Annotated in this window: 13 protein-coding genes; 3 read left to right on the forward strand and 10 right to left on the reverse strand. The window is 44.7% G+C overall.

The annotated features are described in order from the left end of the window. Positions 1-729: 729 nt before the first annotated feature. Both R7Z49_RS17055 and znuA read right to left on the reverse strand, forming a co-directional pair. Complete coding sequence (locus R7Z49_RS17055; RefSeq protein WP_213893643.1) at positions 730-4,107, reverse strand: AraC family transcriptional regulator; 3,378 nt, start codon at positions 4,105-4,107, stop codon at positions 730-732. Between the two features lie 202 nt (positions 4,108-4,309). Beyond that, positions 4,310-5,197, reverse strand: coding sequence for a zinc ABC transporter substrate-binding protein ZnuA (gene znuA, locus R7Z49_RS17060; RefSeq protein WP_176310841.1), 888 nt, complete (start codon positions 5,195-5,197; stop codon positions 4,310-4,312). Between the two features lie 78 nt (positions 5,198-5,275). Between znuA and znuC the strand changes: the two genes are divergently transcribed. Beyond that, entirely contained in the window at positions 5,276-6,064 is a 789-nt protein-coding gene (znuC, locus tag R7Z49_RS17065; RefSeq protein ID WP_017634809.1) for a zinc ABC transporter ATP-binding protein ZnuC, read from the forward strand. Further along, the gene (gene znuB, locus R7Z49_RS17070) at positions 6,057-6,842 is read left to right on the forward strand and encodes a zinc ABC transporter permease subunit ZnuB (RefSeq protein ID WP_005382183.1); all 786 of its coding nucleotides are present in this window, start codon (positions 6,057-6,059) and stop codon (positions 6,840-6,842) included. The genes znuC and znuB overlap by 8 nt, the downstream gene beginning before the upstream one ends. 119 nt (positions 6,843-6,961) lie before the next feature. Here znuB and sucD read toward each other — a convergent pair whose 3' ends face one another. The 8 genes from sucD to sdhC form a co-directional block, all read right to left on the reverse strand. Continuing rightward, positions 6,962-7,834: a succinate--CoA ligase subunit alpha gene (gene sucD / locus R7Z49_RS17075; RefSeq protein ID WP_005382181.1), complete on the reverse strand. Its 873-nt coding sequence runs from the start codon at positions 7,832-7,834 to the stop codon at positions 6,962-6,964. Next, the gene (gene sucC / locus R7Z49_RS17080; RefSeq protein ID WP_005382179.1) at positions 7,834-9,000 is read right to left on the reverse strand and encodes an ADP-forming succinate--CoA ligase subunit beta; all 1,167 of its coding nucleotides are present in this window, start codon (positions 8,998-9,000) and stop codon (positions 7,834-7,836) included. Before sucC ends, sucD begins: the two co-directional genes overlap by 1 nt. Positions 9,001-9,213: 213 nt before the next feature. Further along, positions 9,214-10,422: a 2-oxoglutarate dehydrogenase complex dihydrolipoyllysine-residue succinyltransferase gene (gene odhB / locus R7Z49_RS17085; RefSeq protein WP_186584422.1), complete on the reverse strand. Its 1,209-nt coding sequence runs from the start codon at positions 10,420-10,422 to the stop codon at positions 9,214-9,216. A gap of 28 nt (positions 10,423-10,450) precedes the next feature. Further along, positions 10,451-13,276, reverse strand: coding sequence for a 2-oxoglutarate dehydrogenase E1 component (gene sucA, locus R7Z49_RS17090; RefSeq protein ID WP_005382176.1), 2,826 nt, complete (start codon positions 13,274-13,276; stop codon positions 10,451-10,453). A 171-nt stretch (positions 13,277-13,447) separates the two neighbouring features. Continuing rightward, entirely contained in the window at positions 13,448-14,158 is a 711-nt protein-coding gene (locus R7Z49_RS17095) for a succinate dehydrogenase iron-sulfur subunit (protein WP_005382174.1), read from the reverse strand. A 15-nt stretch (positions 14,159-14,173) separates the two neighbouring features. After that, complete coding sequence (gene sdhA, locus R7Z49_RS17100; RefSeq protein WP_005382172.1) at positions 14,174-15,940, reverse strand: succinate dehydrogenase flavoprotein subunit; 1,767 nt, start codon at positions 15,938-15,940, stop codon at positions 14,174-14,176. After that, positions 15,941-16,285 carry a succinate dehydrogenase, hydrophobic membrane anchor protein gene (sdhD, locus tag R7Z49_RS17105; RefSeq protein WP_005382169.1) on the reverse strand — a complete coding sequence of 115 codons (345 nt, stop codon included), beginning with the start codon at positions 16,283-16,285 and terminating at the stop codon, positions 15,941-15,943. It abuts the gene before it with no gap. Continuing rightward, positions 16,279-16,671, reverse strand: a complete 393-nt coding sequence (gene sdhC / locus R7Z49_RS17110) for a succinate dehydrogenase cytochrome b556 subunit (protein ID WP_017634811.1) — start codon at positions 16,669-16,671, stop codon at positions 16,279-16,281. Before sdhC ends, sdhD begins: the two co-directional genes overlap by 7 nt. 396 nt (positions 16,672-17,067) lie before the next feature. On the opposite strand from sdhC, the gene R7Z49_RS17115 reads away from it, so the two are divergent. Further along, positions 17,068-18,357 carry a citrate synthase gene (locus tag R7Z49_RS17115; protein ID WP_005382163.1) on the forward strand — a complete coding sequence of 430 codons (1,290 nt, stop codon included), beginning with the start codon at positions 17,068-17,070 and terminating at the stop codon, positions 18,355-18,357. The last annotated feature ends 98 nt before the right edge of the window (positions 18,358-18,455 follow it).

Here is an 18,455-nt window from a genome sequence, read left to right on the forward strand (position 1 = left end):
GATTCCGTAAATGTTTTCACGCTTTCAAACGTTAACTTCGTAAATTTCCTCTCGTTATTTACGTCAAAATTAACAATTAAAAATGACACCTAACGAAACAAAAATGTCACAAACCAAGATAGAAAACAAAAAATGCAAATTAAAACAGTGGGTTAATTAAAAAACAAAACGTTGTCGCTTTTCTCATATAAACATGGCGTTATTTTTATAAGAAAAATAAGTAACCTCTCGTATAGTTACTCCATCGAGAGGGCAACCTCTCTAATAAATTCCAGAGGTGGCATGGCAACATGTCACTCCGGCAGCAAGCGAAGGTGTCCTTGACACCCGTGGTATAGTCCCCCCGGCTATACCACGATATTTTTTTCACCTCTTTCAAAACTTCTTTACCTTATCCATCTTTTCAACACAGTTTTCGTTTTCACGAATGTCGCATGCCATCACTCCCCCAAATGAACAACGCTCTTTTGATACAGCAATACAACTGTCATTTATTTGTTGCAACTATCAGTAAATCATTCTCTTGAAGCCATTTATGCTTATTGCTATGAACATCGCGACTAACAGATAGAACGTGATCGTGCTTACGTGTTGAGAATGGATTTGTAGGCTAGATGTGATGAAGAAACAATGAAACTTACTGCGTTAGCAACTGCAGCAATAATAGAGCACTGTATGCAGCTCCCCAGCATCTTAACTATTAATTAGGGAGCGTATAATGAAGGTTTTCTAGTTAATTTCTTGGCTTTCTTGAGTCAGAGCAAACTTGGAAGGGGGCAAACCAAAATGCAGCTTAAACTTTTGGCTAAAGTAAGATGGATCATTAAAGCCACAGTTAAAGGCGACTTCACTGATTTTCTCACCCGCCAATAACTTTTCACACGCCGTTTCCAAACGAACCTCTGTGACATAGTCTTTTAACGTTCTTGACGAGGCAGATTTAAAACGTCTCTGTAAAGAGCGTTCAGACATATACAGCATTTTAGCAGCTGACGCAGTGCCAAATTCAGGATCATGGTAATGCTCTGCCACTAATTGATAGACTTTTTGCAACCACTCTTTCTCTGGTGTGACTTGATCTTCTGCAATAGTTACAGGATTGAGTTCTTGCTGCGGTTCATCCAGATAACTCCTTTCCTTCGCAGATGGCCATGTAATCTCGACTTTGTTTTGAGCATCAGAAGAGAAGACAGCCAAATAACCACCACTCGTTGTCACTAGTTGGGCAAGGTGGTCAATACTCAACTCAGAGTGATTTAAGTTAGATGGAAGCCCAGTCGCGACTTTATTAGGTAATTGCGTCCCGTAATCAAGAAAGCTCAATGACACAATATCATGTCCCTCTTCTAGCATAATTCTAACCGTTTGACCTCGGAAAGAGCGCTTGATGATATTGGCAAAAATGCTATTGAAAATAACATCAAGATTAAAACTTTCCAGAGCAACCCGGCTCTGCTTGCTCTCATCTTCTAGCTCTACCAAAATACCCGCTTTTGCAAAGTCATCTTGCCATACATCAACCACTGACTGAGTTATCTGACTCAAGTTGTAGTTCTGACTCCCACCACTTACATCACTTGGAACACTTTTGAGTTCATTTAACTGCCAATTCGTTTTAGCCAAATGATCCTCTGTCGCAGTATCCAGAGGCATAGGTAGTTTCGCCACAATAAAGTCGACGCTTGATTTTATGGATAGAGCTACATGGTCTACGAGTAGGTTTCTAACTTGAATCTGTTTACGTAATTGCTGGTTGCTCGTAAGCAACACTCTACTTTGATGTCTTAACTGATTCGTTTTGAGAGTCACTTGAGCTGCTAGATCACGGTTAGCCTGTACAACGTAGCGAGAGCGCCAGAAAACAAGTAATGCGACGACCGCAATACTAGCTACGACAAAGCCTAAAATAGCAAATCGCGATAGATACCAAGGATGAAGGACGATAAAGTGAGATTCTAAACCAACGACTCCAGTGGCAACTTGAGACTCATTACTGACCTGCAAGTGATATTCACCGGAACTAAGGTGCTCGAGTGTCAGTTGGCCCCCCTCTAACGTTTGCCATGGGTCATCGTTGTTCAATCGATAGTACAAATTTTGACTGTCTGGTTTTGGCATCACACCGAATAAAAAACTCAGCGAAGATCCATATGGCAGTGTGAGCCCATTCAGATCGGCACTACCAACTTGCAGAACTTCATTTTCAAGCACTACTTGGCTAACAATAAACTTAGACTCTGGGGGATTAGATACAAGCAGCTTGGATGCTTCTGCTTTTACGAGTCCGTACTTCGACCCCAGAACAAGCTCTCGCTCACCAATTTCTGTCTGCTGTATAACGCTACAAATACCAGGGAGGAACTCATTGTTCATTAAGCCTGATGACGATGAGTAATGTTTCACTAACTCACCCGAAAGGTGGTAATAGCTTAAACCGACAGAGGAAGCTAACCATACACCTTGCCTGTCTCTGATCAAGCAAGCAGGTCTGGCGTTGGGCTCACTCATTTCAACAACACGTTTTTCATCGCTTCGTGTATCAGTTTTAAACACACCATAAGATGAAGCAAACCACTGGCTGCCATCAACCGCCGTGGTCATGTCTAATGATTCACCAAACTTTTCTGAAAAACGGATAAACTGGATGTTGTCATTACTGTATTGGTATACGCCATGATCGGTGCCTATTAATAGGGCGTCTTCAGTATCATATAGGCGCGTAACCTTAGCAGGCAAATACTGACTTACTAGCCACTCACTTCCAAAGTTTCGTACGCTTTGTGCAGCAGTATCAACATTGTAAAGATGGTATCCGCTTGATACCCAAAGACGGTCATCACCATCAACGGTCACATGCTCTACGGCATGTCCAGCCATAACCTGTAAATAAGGAAATGTAATCTTGTTGAGACCATTTAGCTCAAATATTTCCAGCCCTTTTGAGGTTGCAAGCCAAAGCATGCCGTTTTGAAACGCAAATTCATTGATCTGCGACTCCAACTCTAAGACTTGGTTAATCCCACTCTTTCCTGAACGATAAATCTTTCGGTCATCAGCAAACCAAAGCGCACCATCAGGACCTTCAATAGTTTGCCGAATTCGTCCTGATAGGGTGTGTGAGTCATAACTACTAAAGGTCACTCGTTCAAATTTTTTACTAAATAGCGAGTAATAACGAATACCTTGGTTAGTCGCAATCCACATCCCTCCCATATTGTCGCTCAACAACGAATAAATCTTCGTGTTATCTAACTCTAACTCAAGAAAGCTTGCAGGCGCGACTTCGGTGACCTCACCTGAAAAAAATGAGTACAAATAAAGGCCATGCTCTGTCCCCACCCAATACTCTTGATTTGTCTCTGCGAATGTCAAAACATGTGAGCCGCCAATTCTAATCACTTCTTTATCAGGCTGGTAAATGTTGAAAATTAAAGCGCCACGCAATGTACCTATCAAAATTTCTCTTCGCGTGTGTGAATAATAGACTTTCTCAATGTAGTTTTGACCTGAGGCAGCGACATGGTCAAACTTATCACCTTCAGAAAGATAGAAGCCGGAAGTCGTTGCTAGTGCCCACTTCGTTTCAACTAGCACCGCATCATTAATGTAAACGTAGCTATTATTACTATGTTGATAGAGCTGCAATAGAGAGAAAGAGTTTAACTCGCTAGTGTCGATATTGTAGGTATAGAAATGCGCGCCATCACTCACCCAAATATAGTTCTTTGAAGACCCTATTTTTCTTATTTGTGAGCCTGGATTTAAACTAAAGACTAAACGTCGCTCCTGATTTGGATAAGTTCGATAGACCTCATTTTCAATAAAGGTCCAAAAAGCACCTTTATGATAAGCCAACTGCTTGGCCGACGTTTGTAGGAAGCTACCTGATTTAGGCAATATAGTTTGACCATCGTAAAACAGGACTCTCCCGTGTACGTCATGAATCCACAAACCGCCCTTTTCACCCAAGAACAACTTTTTAGCCGCGATAAAAGTACCCTTTGCCTGAGTTGGCAAAGGGTAAAAGATTGCATTTGCATTATGAAGCGCAAATGCTTGGTAGGATAAGATAAAGCCCAACAGAGCAAGGGCTAATTGGCGTAGCAAGACGAAAACCTTTTGTATCAATTTGTGCTCTGAAAGTGACCGTTCATCGTTTGTAAAACATGGATTTATACGGTTATTTTGAGCTGATAATTATTGGTAATGATATCTCAATTACTTTCTGAGAAAAGGCTCGCCTTACCAAAGGTTGTAATTCTTACTACTGGATCACGTTAAAAAGACTACTCCTACATTACGACAGCACTTAATCTGACTTTTTGTTCAAGCATTGCTCAAAACTATTCGCCATATTGTTGAGAAAAGTAAAGTAACTGCCAGGTTTTGCTTCAATTGTACTCCCTAACGGGTCAAGCTCGCCTTTAGCGACATCACTGCCTCTCATTACGCTCTGAACGACAGCCGGGGTAAACTGAGGTTCAGAAAATACACAAGCCACATCTCCACCACTTAGCTTTTGACGAATTTGAATTAAGGTCTTCGCTCCTGGCTTGCGTTCTGGGCTCACAGTAAAATGCCCCATTTGATTTAGTTCATAACGATCTTCGAAATAACCGTAAGCATCATGGAATACAAAGTAACCTTTGCTTTTTACTGGTGCCAGCTTCTGCTTTATCTGTTGGTCAGTGTCTTTTAGCTCGAGTTCAAACTTTTTGAGGTTCGCTTGATATTGAGCTGCATTTTCCGGATCAAGTGATACAAGTTGATTCACAACAGCCTTGGCCACTTGTTGTGCTTGGCTTACACCTAGCCAAAAGTGCGGATCATGTGAGCCATGATCGTGCCCATCATGGTCATGGTTGTGCTCACTATCAAATTCACGCAATTCTAGATTTGGAATTTGACTAATAGTCAAAGTATTCGATCTATCCGAAACAACTTTCTCTAGAAACGGTTCAAGATCATGTCCGTACCAGATAACCAAATCAGCCGAAGCGACCTTTTTAACATCCGATGGACGCAAAGCATAGTCATGGGGTGATGTGTTAGACTGCAATAGCACGTCTGGTGAAGTTACTCCTTGAGTAAGCTCTGTTACTAACAACTGAATAGGTTTGATACTCGTCAGTACCGTTACCGCCTGTGCTGGCAGTGTTAACATTGCTGAGGCAGCAAGAATTAATGCTCTTTTCATAGTTTTACTTGGGATATGGCGTGGAAAGTGAGATAATGTTACATTATAACATTATTGATTTGCAAATGAGTTTCATTCATGTCTTCCTTAGTCCATCTTGAGCAGTTATGCGTCGAGTTCGATGGCCGCAGAGTTCTCGATAACATTAGTATGGAATTAGAAAAGGGCAAAATAACTACCCTAATTGGTCCCAATGGAGCGGGAAAATCAACGTTAGTCAAAGTTATCTTAGGTCTTCAAAAGCCAACTAGCGGCAAGTTGAACCGACAAAGAAAACTGAAAATTGGTTACGTTCCTCAAAAGTTGAAGCTCAATGACTCCCTTCCACTGAATGTAACCCGCTTTCTAAATTTAGCAGGAAAATACAGTAAGCAGGAGTGCATTGATGCATTACGGCTTGTTGGCGCTGAACATTTACTTAATAGTAATATGCATCGCTTATCCGGTGGTGAAAACCAACGAGTGTTACTGGCTCGCGCTCTGCTTCAACGTCCTCAGCTATTGGTATTAGACGAACCAGCTCAGGGGGTGGATATCCAAGGTCAAATCGATCTCTATGACTTAATTGAGAGCATTCGTCACCGCTTTGATTGTGGCGTATTTATGGTATCGCATGACTTACATTTAGTGATGGCGAAAACGGACGATGTTATTTGTCTGCATCACCATGTTTGCTGCTCAGGTTCACCTGCCACTATTACTCAGCACCCTTCTTACATCGCACTATTTGGCAATGCAGCGAGAGAGTCTCTCGCGTTTTATCATCACGACCATGAGCACCATCATCACGATTTATCCGGAACGCCAGTAAGCGGTGATGCGATATCATGCTCCCACCATAAACACGGACATCACCATCATGATTGAGTTTCTCCTACCTTCTATTCTTGCTGGTATTGGTATCGCGATCATTGCCGGTCCACTTGGGTCATTTGTCGTTTGGCGTAAAATGGCTTACTTCGGAGATACCCTAGCTCATGCATCGTTAATGGGCCTAGCGCTGGGCTTCTTGCTCAACGTAAATCTCTACCTTGCGCTACTCGTCTGCTGTTTAGCTCTGGCCGTTTTGCTTGTCACTCTGCAAAAGCAACAACTTGTGGCTACAGACACGTTGTTAGGTATCTTGGCACACAGTGCACTCTCTATCGGTTTAGTATCGGTTAGCTTTTTGGAAAACGTGCGCGTCGATTTAATGAGCTACCTATTTGGGGACTTACTTGCCGTCTCTCCACAAGATCTGATGTTTATTTACGCAGGTGTTGTTGCGGTAAGCGCGTGTTTGTACGTCTTCTGGCGCCCACTGCTTTCTAGCACTGTCAGTGAAGAACTTGCCGCTGTTGAGGGCGTGAATACAGACTTAGTTAGATTGGTGTTAATGCTAATGGTGGGTGTAGTAATCGCAGTAGGTATGAAGTTCGTTGGCGCGTTGATCATGACTTCGCTCCTAATTATCCCAGCCGCAACAGCACGTAAAGTCTCTTCATCACCAGAGCAAATGGCATTGTTCGCATCCATTATTGGCTCTGTGGCAGTACTGATGGGGCTTAGCCTATCATGGCACTTCGATACACCGGCCGGCCCTTCCGTAGTGATCAGCGCAACATCCTTATTTATGCTGAGCCAGCTGATTAAAAGCAAAGCATAATCGCATTGAGTATTAAACGCGAAAGACCTTGCTAACAACAAACATAAATCCACGGAAACGGAAAAAGAAAAGCCTGCGAAATCGCAGGCTTTTTAATACTTATTAAGTAGTGTGGTCGATTACCAACCCGTCACTTCACGTAGACCTTGGCCAATCTCTGCTAGAGATTTCACAGTTTTAACGCCAGCCGCTTCTAGTGCAGCAAATTTGTCTTCAGCAGTACCTTTACCACCAGAGATAATCGCACCAGCATGGCCCATACGCTTACCAGGAGGTGCAGTTACACCAGCAATGTAAGAAACCACTGGCTTCGTTACATTTTCTTTAATGTATGCTGCTGCTTCTTCTTCTGCAGTACCACCGATCTCACCGATCATAACGATCGCTTCTGTCTCAGGGTCTTCTTGGAACAGTTTTAGGATATCAATGAAGTTTGAACCCGGGATTGGGTCACCACCGATACCAACACAAGTAGACTGGCCGAAACCTTCGTCAGTGGTTTGTTTAACTGCTTCGTAAGTTAGAGTACCGCTACGAGATACAATACCTACTTTGCCTTTCTTGTGGATGTGACCAGGCATGATACCGATCTTACACTCATCAGGAGTGATAACGCCCGGACAGTTAGGACCAATCATGCGAACGCCAGTTTCTTCTAGCTTCACTTTTACGTCGATCATATCTGTAGTAGGGATACCTTCAGTAATCGTTACGATTAGCTCGATACCCGCGTCAATCGCTTCTAGGATTGCATCTTTACAGAAAGGTGCTGGTACGTAGATGACTGTCGCTGTTGCGCCAGTCGCTTCTACTGCTTCACGAACTGTGTTGAATACAGGAAGACCTAGGTGAGTTTGGCCACCTTTACCTGGAGACACACCGCCAACCATTTGCGTACCGTATGCGATAGCTTGCTCTGAGTGGAAAGTACCTTGACCACCAGTGAACCCCTGACAGATTACTTTAGTGTCTTTGTTAATTAATACAGACATTATTTAGCCTCCGCAGCAGCAACAACTTTCTGAGCAGCATCAGTTAGCGACTCAGCAGCAATGATATCAACATCAGAATTAGCAAGAACTTCGCGACCTAGGTCAGCGTTAGTGCCTTCAAGACGAACAACAACAGGTACGCTTACGCCTACCTCTTTAACCGCACCGATAATACCTTCTGCGATCATGTCACAACGTACAATACCACCGAAGATGTTAACAAGTACCGCTTTCACATTGTCATCAGATAGGATGATCTTGAATGCTTCAGCAACACGCTCTTTCGTCGCGCCGCCACCTACATCTAAGAAGTTAGCTGGTTTGCCGCCGTGTAGGTTTACGATATCCATCGTACCCATTGCTAGGCCTGCACCGTTAACCATACAGCCAACGTTACCGTCTAGTGCTACGTAGTTCAGCTCCCACTGAGCTGCGTGTGCTTCACGCTCATCTTCTTGTGAAGGATCGTGCATTTCACGAAGCTTAGGCTGACGATACAGTGCGTTTGAGTCGATGTTGATCTTACCGTCAAGACATAGCAAGTTGCCTTCACCAGTAATCACAAGTGGGTTGATCTCTAGCAGAGCAAGATCGTACTGAGAAAACATAGTGCCAAGACCCATAAAGATCTTAACGAATTGTTTGATTTGGTCGCCTTCAAGACCAAGTTTGAACGCTAGCTCACGACCTTGGTAAGCTTGTGGACCTACTAGTGGGTCAATTGCTGCTTTGTGGATGAGTTCCGGCGTTTCTTCCGCAACTTTTTCAATTTCCACACCACCTTCGGTAGAAGCCATGAAAACGATCTTACGGCTAGCACGGTCAACTACCGCACCTAGGTATAGTTCGTTCGCAATATTTGAAGCTTCTTCAACAAGGATTTTTGTTACTGGCTGACCGTTAGCGTCAGTTTGGTAAGTCACTAGGTTTTTACCTAACCACTTCTGTGCAAACTCTTTAACGCCTTCTTTTGTATCGTGTAGCTCTACGCCACCCGCTTTACCACGGCCACCAGCGTGAACCTGACATTTAACTACTTTCTTGGCTGTACTAATACGGCCTGCGGCTTCAAAAGCTTCTTGTGGTGTATCACACGCGTAGCCTTCTGGCACAGGCAAACCGAATTCTGCAAACAGCTGTTTGGCTTGGTATTCATGCAAATTCATTTCGATATTCCGTTTGTTTTTCCCTTAAGGGATTTATTATTTCCATAACGCTGCAGTCTTGGCTGCTTGTACGTCTGTAGGGTCTTCTCAAATCAATCCTTCATCATGAGTTCTCATACTGAAGGATTCAAATGAAGGCCAAACGTTGAGCTAGTCTAGCCATTGAAATTTTTAACGTCTAGCTACCTACGATAACTAGACGTTTTAGCGATATTAAACGTCTAATAGGAGACGTGCTGGGTCCTCTAGTAACTCTTTAATCGTTACTAGGAAGCCAACTGATTCACGACCATCAATTAGGCGGTGATCGTAAGATAACGCTAGGTACATCATCGGCAAGATTTCAACTTTGCCATCCACTGCCATCGGACGCTCTTGGATCTTATGCATACCAAGAATCGCTGATTGAGGTGGGTTGATGATTGGTGTAGACATTAGTGAACCGAACACACCACCGTTTGTGATAGTGAAGTTACCGCCCATTAGCTCGTCTACCGTTAGCTTGCCATCACGACCTTTAATAGCCAGCTCTTTGATGCCTTTTTCAACATCAGCGAAACCAAGCTTGTCACAGTCTTTTAGGACAGGTGTAACTAGACCACGTGGAGTTGATACCGCCATGCTAATGTCGAAGTAGTTGTGGTAAACAATGTCATCGCCATCAATCGAAGCATTTACTTCTGGGTAACGCTTAAGCGCTTCTGTTACTGCTTTCACGTAGAAAGACATGAAGCCCAAACGAATACCGTGACGCTCTTCGAACTGATCTTTGTACTGCTTACGAAGGTCCATGATTGGTTTCATGTTCACTTCGTTAAACGTCGTTAGCATTGCCGTGTTGTTCTTCGCTTCTAGCAGACGGTTAGCGACTGTCTTACGAAGGCGAGTCATTGGAACACGCTTCTGACTGCGAGCCGCTGTCGGCACGTCAACCACTGCTGGCGAGTCTTCTTTTGACGCAGATTTAGCGTTCGCAAGATGCGCTTCAATATCTTCACGCGTAATACGACCACCAACACCAGTGCCTTTCACTTGGCTTGCTTCTAAGCCATGTTCAGCCAACAAACGGCGCACTGCTGGGCTTAATGCGTCATTACTTTCTTCGCTAAGCGCAGCTTTGTGACGCTTATCAGGAGATGCTTCAGTACCTTCTGTTTTGTCTGCAGTTGGTTCACCTGCAACTGCGCCTGGCTTCAATTTAGCAATGATTTGTTTAGAAAGTACTGTCGCACCTTCTGCTTCAACAATAGCTTCTAAAACGCCAGCTTCCGGAGCTGGAACTTCTAGCACAACTTTGTCTGTTTCGATGTCAACCAAAACCTCGTCACGCTCTACTGCGTCGCCTGGTTGTTTGTGCCATGTCGCTACGGTTGCATCAGCAACTGATTCAGGTAAATCTGGAACCAGAATTTCAATTGTCATATCTGTTTCTTCCTTTAACTTCTAATTCTTAATTCGAAGTTTTTGAGTTCACGTTCAGAGCGTCTTCAACCAACGCTTTTTGTTGTTTCAAGTGCACCGACATGTAGCCAACTGCTGGCGAAGCAGAAGCTGGGCGACCTGCGTATTTAAGATTTGCACCTGCAGGAATAGCGGCACGGAAGTTATGTTGGCTACAGTACCAAGCACCTTGGTTCTGAGGTTCTTCCTGACACCACACGAAGTCTTCAACGTTAGTGTATTGAGCAATTGCTGCTTGTACTTCTTCCATTGGGAATGGGTAAAGCTGTTCAATACGCACGATAGCAACATCGTCTTGCTCGTTGTTACGGCGCTGCTCTAGTAGGTCAAAGTAAACCTTACCAGCACAGAACACGACACGTTTCACTTTGCTTGGTTCTAAATCATCTACTTCTGGAATTGCAGATTGGAATGTACCATCCGCCAAGTCTTCAATCGTTGAAGTACATAGAGGGTGGCGCAGCAAAGATTTCGGTGACATAACAATGAGAGGTCGACGCATTGGGCGTACAACCTGACGACGAATCATGTGGTACACCTGAGCCGGTGTTGAAGGAACCACAACCTGCATATTTTGCTCAGCACAAAGCTGAAGGTAACGCTCTAAACGTGCAGATGAGTGCTCAGGACCTTGACCTTCATAACCATGAGGTAGAAGCATAGTAAGACCGCACAAACGCGCCCACTTTTGCTCGCCTGACGAGATAAACTGGTCGATAACAACTTGTGCACCGTTGGCAAAATCACCAAACTGTGCTTCCCAGATAGTTAAACCACCTGGTTCGGCTGTTGCGTAACCGTATTCAAACGCCAACACAGCTTCTTCTGACAATACTGAGTCAAAGACTTGGAATGGCCCTTGGTTGTCATGAATATTCGCTAATGGAATGTAAGTGCTTGCATCGGTTTGGTTATGAAGAACCGAGTGACGGTGGAAGAAAGTACCACGACCCGAGTCCTGACCAGAAAGACGAATACGCTTGCCATCGTCAACCAATGTAGCATACGCCAATGTTTCAGCCATACCCCAGTCAATAGCTTTTTCACCGGTCATCATTGCTAGACGATCGTTGTATAGCTTATTAACACGGCTTTGCAGTTTATGGCTTTCTGGGTACTGACACAGACGATTGCCTAGCTCAATAAGGCGTGTCTTGTCGTATTTTGAATCCCACTCCATATCCCATTCGTGCCCTAAGTAAGGGGACCAGTCTACAGAGTGCAACGCCATTGGACGCCATTCTTTAACAACCACTTCACCGCGATCTAATGCATCGCGATACTCATTGACTAACTGAGTCGCTGTCTCGATATCTGATTCATTTTTATCGATCAGAACATCTGCATACAATTTGCGTGGTGTAGGATGCTTTTTGATTTTCTGGTACATCAAAGGCTGAGTCGCATTTGGCTCATCCGCCTCATTGTGACCGTGGCGACGGTAACATACAAGATCGATCACGACATCACGCTTGAACTCGTTACGGTAATCCAATGCAATGCGAGTAACAAAAGCAACTGCTTCTGGGTCATCTGCATTTACATGGAAAATTGGCGCCTGCACCATCTTCGCGATATCGGTACAGTACATCGTAGAACGCGTGTCACGAGGATTAGACGTCGTAAAGCCTACTTGGTTGTTGATGACGATGCGTACCGTACCACCAACTTGGAACCCACGAGCAAGAGACATATTGAACGTTTCGGCAACCACACCCTGACCAGCGATTGCTGAATCACCATGGATGGTGATAGGAAGCACTTTGCTACCTTGATTATCACCCAAGCGGTCTTGACGTGCTCGAACTGAGCCCATGACTACCGGGTTTACGATTTCTAGGTGCGACGGGTTAAATGCAAGTGCTAAGTGAACATCACCGCCTGGAGTCGCAAAATCAGCAGAGAAACCTTGGTGATATTTCACATCACCCGTACCCCAAGTTTCGTCGTGTTTACCTGCGAACTCATCAAACAGGTCTTGAGGTTTCTTACCAAGTACGTTCACCAGCATGTTCAAACGACCGCGGTGAGCCATACCGATAACCACTTCACGCATTCCACTTGTACCCGCATGACGGATCAACTCTTTCGTCATCGGAATCAGCGCATCACCACCTTCTAAAGAGAAACGTTTTGCACCTGGGAATTTCGCCCCGAGGTAACGCTCCAAACCTTCAGCGGCTGTTAGCTCTTCTAGGAATGTGCGCTTCTCATCTTTGTTGAATGATGGCTGGCCTACGACAGACTCAAGGCGTTGCTGAATCCAACGCTTTTGCTCTGTGTCAGTCATGTGCATGTATTCAGCACCGATGGAACCGCAATAAGTTTTGTTGAGGGCTTCATAGATATCTTTCAACTTCATGGTTTCTTGCCCAACAGCAAAAGAACCTACGTTGAAAGTTTCTTCGAAGTCATCTTCGGTAAGATTATGAAAAGCAGGGTCTAACTCCGCCACGGTTGGGCGTTGCCATAGACCTAGTGGGTCTAATTCTGCAGCTTCATGCCCGCGGAAACGGTATGCGTTGATTAGCTGTAGAACTTTTACTTGTTTTGCATCGACATCTGGGTCACTAACTTGGACATTGTAATGCTTTGTTTCTCTAGCGAGTCGTCGGAAGTAGTCACGGACACGTGAATGTGGTTGTTCTGCCACTTCTTCTGATGGCTTAGGCAAGCCTTCAAAAACACGTTTCCACTCCTCACTTACCAGATCGGGATCACTTAGATACAGTTCGTAGAGGTCCTCTACATACGTTGCATTGGCGCCAGCCAAGTGTGAAGACTCGAGCCATGCCTTCATCACGCCGTTGTGCATATTTTCCCTTAACCAGTAGTTTTCACGTTTGCTTCGGTCTTTGCCGAGCTATAAGAGCCGACTAAAAATACGGTCGGCAATTTTTGTATTCTTTACTCGAATATTACTGAAGCAGTGAAGCGGTCATATCGGGTGATCCGCAACACTGCGACATTCCTAAGAGCGAGTAAATTAAACCGAACGATTAACCAACATCGACTTAATGTGACCGATGGCTTTCGTCGGATTTAATCCCTTAGGACAAACACTTACACAATTCATGATGCCATGGCAACGAAAAACGCTAAATGCATCATCAAGATCAGACAAACGTTCATCTGTTGCCGTATCGCGGCTATCAATTAGCCAACGGTACGCTGCGAGAAGACCAGCTGGGCCGATGAATTTATCAGGGTTCCACCAGAATGATGGGCAAGACGTTGTACAACATGCACACATGATACATTCGTACAATCCATCTAAATGCGCACGGTCATCAGGCGATTGTAGATTCTCACGTGATGGTGGTAATGCACCATCATCAATCAAGAATGGTTTAACTTTCGCATAGTTATCATAGAACTGCGTCATGTCAACGATAAGATCGCGCACGACAGGTAACCCTGGTAGTGGACGAATAACTATCTTATCGCCTTGTAGAGCAGATAACGGTGTGATACACGCTAGGCCGTTTTTACCATTCATATTCAAACCATCAGAACCACATACCCCTTCACGGCATGAGCGACGGAACGCGATGCTTGGATCTTGCTCTTTTAGCAGAATCAATGCATCAAGCACCATCATGTCTGAGCCTTCGTCTACCTCAAGGGTATACTCTTTCATGTAAGGCTTAGTATCCACATCCGGATTGTAACGGTATAAAGAGAAGTTTAATTTCATAGTCGTATCCTCCCTTTAGTATGTACGTACTTTCGGCGGGAAAGCTTCACGATGCGTTGGCGTCATGTTCACATCACGCTTAGTCATCGCTTCTGTTTCCGGATTGTAGATAGAGTGGCATAGCCAGTTCTCATCATCACGCTCAGGGAAATCGAAACGAGCATGTGCGCCACGACTCTCTGTACGGTAGTTCGCTGCAACGGCAGTTGAAAACGCGGTTTCCATCAGGTTATCAAGTTCTAGACACTCGATACGCTGCGTGTTGAACTCTGAAGACTTGTCCGCTAGATGCGCGTCTTTCAAACGTTCGCGAATCACTTTCAACTCTTCTAGACCGGTTGCCATCGCATCGCCTTCACGGAATACCGAGAAGCTGTTTTGCATGCATGCTTGTAGGTCTTTACGAATCTGAACTGGATCTTCACCACCAGTGCTGTTTTCCCAACGCATAGTACGCGCTAGAGACGCTTCAATATCAGATTCTGTTGCAGGACGAGCTTCCGCTTGCGCTGCTAGCGTTTCGCCAAGGTGCAAGCCAGTAGCACGACCAAAGACGACCAAGTCTAGTAATGAGTTGCCGCCCAGACGGTTAGCACCGTGTACCGATACAGAAGCAATCTCACCACATGCGTAAAGGCCTTGTACTTCCATCTCGCTACCGTCGGCCTTCTGCTTAATTGCTTGGCCAGAGACTTGAGTAGGTACACCACCCATCATGTAGTGACAAGTTGGAATTACTGGAATTGGCTCTTTCACTGGGTCAACGTGTGCAAATGTACGAGACAGTTCACAGATACCTGGTAGACGTGATTCAAGTACTTCTTTACCAAGGTGATCAAGTTTCAACTTGATATGTGGCCCCCAAGGACCATCACAGCCGCGGCCTTCACGAATTTCAATCATCATTGAACGAGCAACCACGTCACGACCAGCAAGGTCTTTCGCGTTTGGTGCGTAGCGCTCCATGAAGCGTTCACCATCTTTATTTAGAAGGTAACCACCTTCACCACGACAACCTTCCGTCACTAGAACACCCGCGCCAGCAATACCTGTTGGGTGGAACTGCCACATTTCCATGTCTTGCATTGGAACGCCTGCGCGAAGTGCCATACCAACGCCATCACCCGTGTTGATGTGCGCGTTAGTGGTCGATGCGTAAATACGACCTGCACCACCTGTAGCTAGAATGGTTGCTTTTGATTTGAAGTAACAGATTTCACCCGTTTCCATACAAATCGCAGTACAACCCATGATTGCGCCGTCTTGGTTTTTCACAAGATCCAAAGCGTACCACTCCGAGAAGATGGTTGTTTTGTGTTTTACGTTTTGCTGGTAAAGCGTGTGAAGAAGTGCGTGACCAGTACGGTCTGCAGCAGCGGCTGTACGAGCAGCCTGCTCACCACCAAACTCTTTAGATTGACCACCGAATGGACGTTGGTAGATGGTACCGTTATCGAAACGAGAGAATGGAAGACCCATTTTTTCAAGCTCGATAACTGACTCAGGACCATTTTTACACATGTATTCAATCGCGTTCTGGTCACCGATGTAGTCGGAACCTTTAACGGTATCGTACATGTGCCATTGCCAATCGTCTTTGTGCGAGTTACCCAGAGCAACGGTAATGCCGCCCTGTGCAGACACAGTATGAGAACGTGTTGGAAATACTTTTGACAACAAAGCACATGATAGGCCTTGCTCTGAAATTTGTAGTGCAGCGCGCATACCTGCACCACCAGCGCCGATTACTACGGCATCAAACTCACGAACTGGAATAGACACTTACGCACCCCACAGAATAAATAGACCAGAGAAGACATAGCCGAATAGCACGGCAATAACACCAAGTTGTAGTGCGCCACGTAGTTTCGCGCACTTAATGTAATCAGTTAATACTTGCCACAAACCAACCCAAGCGTGAATCAGGATCGAGACAAGTGCCAACATGGTGAATACTTTAGTGAAGGTACCACCAAAGAATTGGGTCCAAGATGCGTAAGAGATATCTGAAAATGCACAGAAGCTAATCAGATAAATCGTGTATAGCGTCATAATGATTGCAGTTGCACGAATTAGTAGGAAATCGTGTACACCATTACGACCAAATGAAGATACGTGTTTTACCATACCAAGATCCCCGCCAATAATGATAATACTGCTGTTGCACCAAACGCGACTTTAGCGCTCATCGTGCCTGAATCTAGTTCTTCAAAGTGACCTAGATCCATCAATAAGTGACGGATACCACCTGCGATGTGGTAGGCAAGTGCAGTAAGAATTCCCCACAGGATGAATTTTACGAAGAAGCTATCGACGATGTCAGCGGCTTCCATAAAACCCATTGGGGATGACAGAGAAATGGATAGTAACCACAGTAATATACCCACCGCAACAAACGTAATTACCCCAGACACACGGTGTAGGATGGATGCGATTGCTGTGATAGGAAAGTGGATGGTCTGTAAATCTAAATTAACAGGTCTTGACTTTCTTTCTTTCACGGGCTTGCTCACTCAGCTCCATTGAGCATTTATTGTTATAACCAATTTCAGCTTCCAAACGTACAAAAGTTAACATCTATTTAACAAATATCGCGAGTAACCACCCAGATAATTGTAAACAATTTGTTAACAGACGGAATCCAGCAACAAACCTCACTCTTTGTTTCTAGCCCCGAATTTATAAGGATTTAACTAAAATTTTCTTTGCCAATATACGGCGAGCAACATTCTAATACAATTGGTGTAACAAATTATGCTACATAGAACAGATTTTTAACGATTTTCATGAGAAAAATCATAACAAGTGCACACAAAGATGGAGAAAAATTGACTTTAAGCTTTAACAACAGTACAAAAATGGCACATAAACATCCTGGACGGATTAAATAATAAACAAAGGAGATTGTTATGGCGGATAAGAAAGCGACCCTTCATGTTGAAGGTCAAGCGCCAATCGAACTGCCAATTATGGACGGTACGCTAGGTACACCTGTAATTGACGTTCGTAAGCTGGGAGCCAATGGTTACTTTACTTTTGACCCAGGTTTTCTTGCCACTGCATCTTGTGAATCATCAATCACGTACATCGATGGCGGCAAAGGTATTCTTTTGCACCGCGGTTTCCCGATTGATCAATTAGCCAATAACGCAGATTACTTAGAAGTATGTTACATCCTTCTTTATGGTGAAGCCCCTACCCGAGAACAATACGAGCAATTCAAAACGACCGTTACTCGTCACACAATGGTACACGAGCAAATCGCAAGCTTTTTCCATGGCTTCCGACGCGATGCTCATCCAATGGCGGTAATGTGTGGTGTAGTTGGAGCACTTGCAGCCTTCTATCACGACTCTCTTGACATTAACAACGACGAACACCGCGAAATTGCAGCGTACCGTCTGCTGTCAAAAATGCCAACACTGGCGGCGATGTGTTACAAATACTCTATCGGTCAGCCATTTATTTACCCTCGTAACGACCTTAGCTACGCTGAGAACTTCTTGCATATGATGTTCGCAAACCCTTGCGAAGAATATGAAGTAAATCCTGTGGTTGCCCGTGCGATGGATAAGATTTTCACTCTACACGCGGATCACGAACAGAATGCGTCGACATCAACTGTACGCCTAGCTGGCTCTTCTGGTGCGAACCCATTTGCATGTATTGCCGCTGGTATTGCATCCCTTTGGGGGCCTGCCCACGGTGGTGCAAACGAAGCCTGCTTGAGAATGCTAGAAGAGATTGGCAGCGTCGATAACATCCCTGAATATGTAGACCGCGCGAAAGACAAAGATGACCCATTCCGCTTAATGGGCTTTGGTCACCGCGTTTACAAGAACTACGACCCACGTGCGACAGTAATGCGCGAAACGTGTCATGAAGTTCTCAAAGAGCTAAACATTCAAGACCCTCTGCTAGACGTTGCAATGGAACTTGAGCGCATTGCACTTTCTGATGAGTACTTCGTGTCTAAGAAGCTGTACCCGAACGTAGACTTCTACTCAGGTATCATTCTTAAAGCGATTGGTATTCCAGTTTCTATGTTTACGGTTATCTTCGCGATTTCTCGTACCATCGGCTGGATTGCTCACTGGAACGAAATGCACAGCGATCCACTGAACCGCATCGGTCGTCCTCGTCAGCTATACACTGGCGAAACACAACGTGAGTTTTCTCCACTTCACGAACGTGAATGATCTTTTAGTACGAAGATAGACAAGTAAATTACCACCTTCTAAAGAAGGTGGCTTTGTGTGAGCCCCCTAAAAGGGGGCCTTTGTTTAGTCCAGCGCCA

This window comes from Vibrio sp. 1562, assembly GCF_033340155.1.
Classification (GTDB): domain Bacteria; phylum Pseudomonadota; class Gammaproteobacteria; order Enterobacterales; family Vibrionaceae; genus Vibrio; species Vibrio alginolyticus.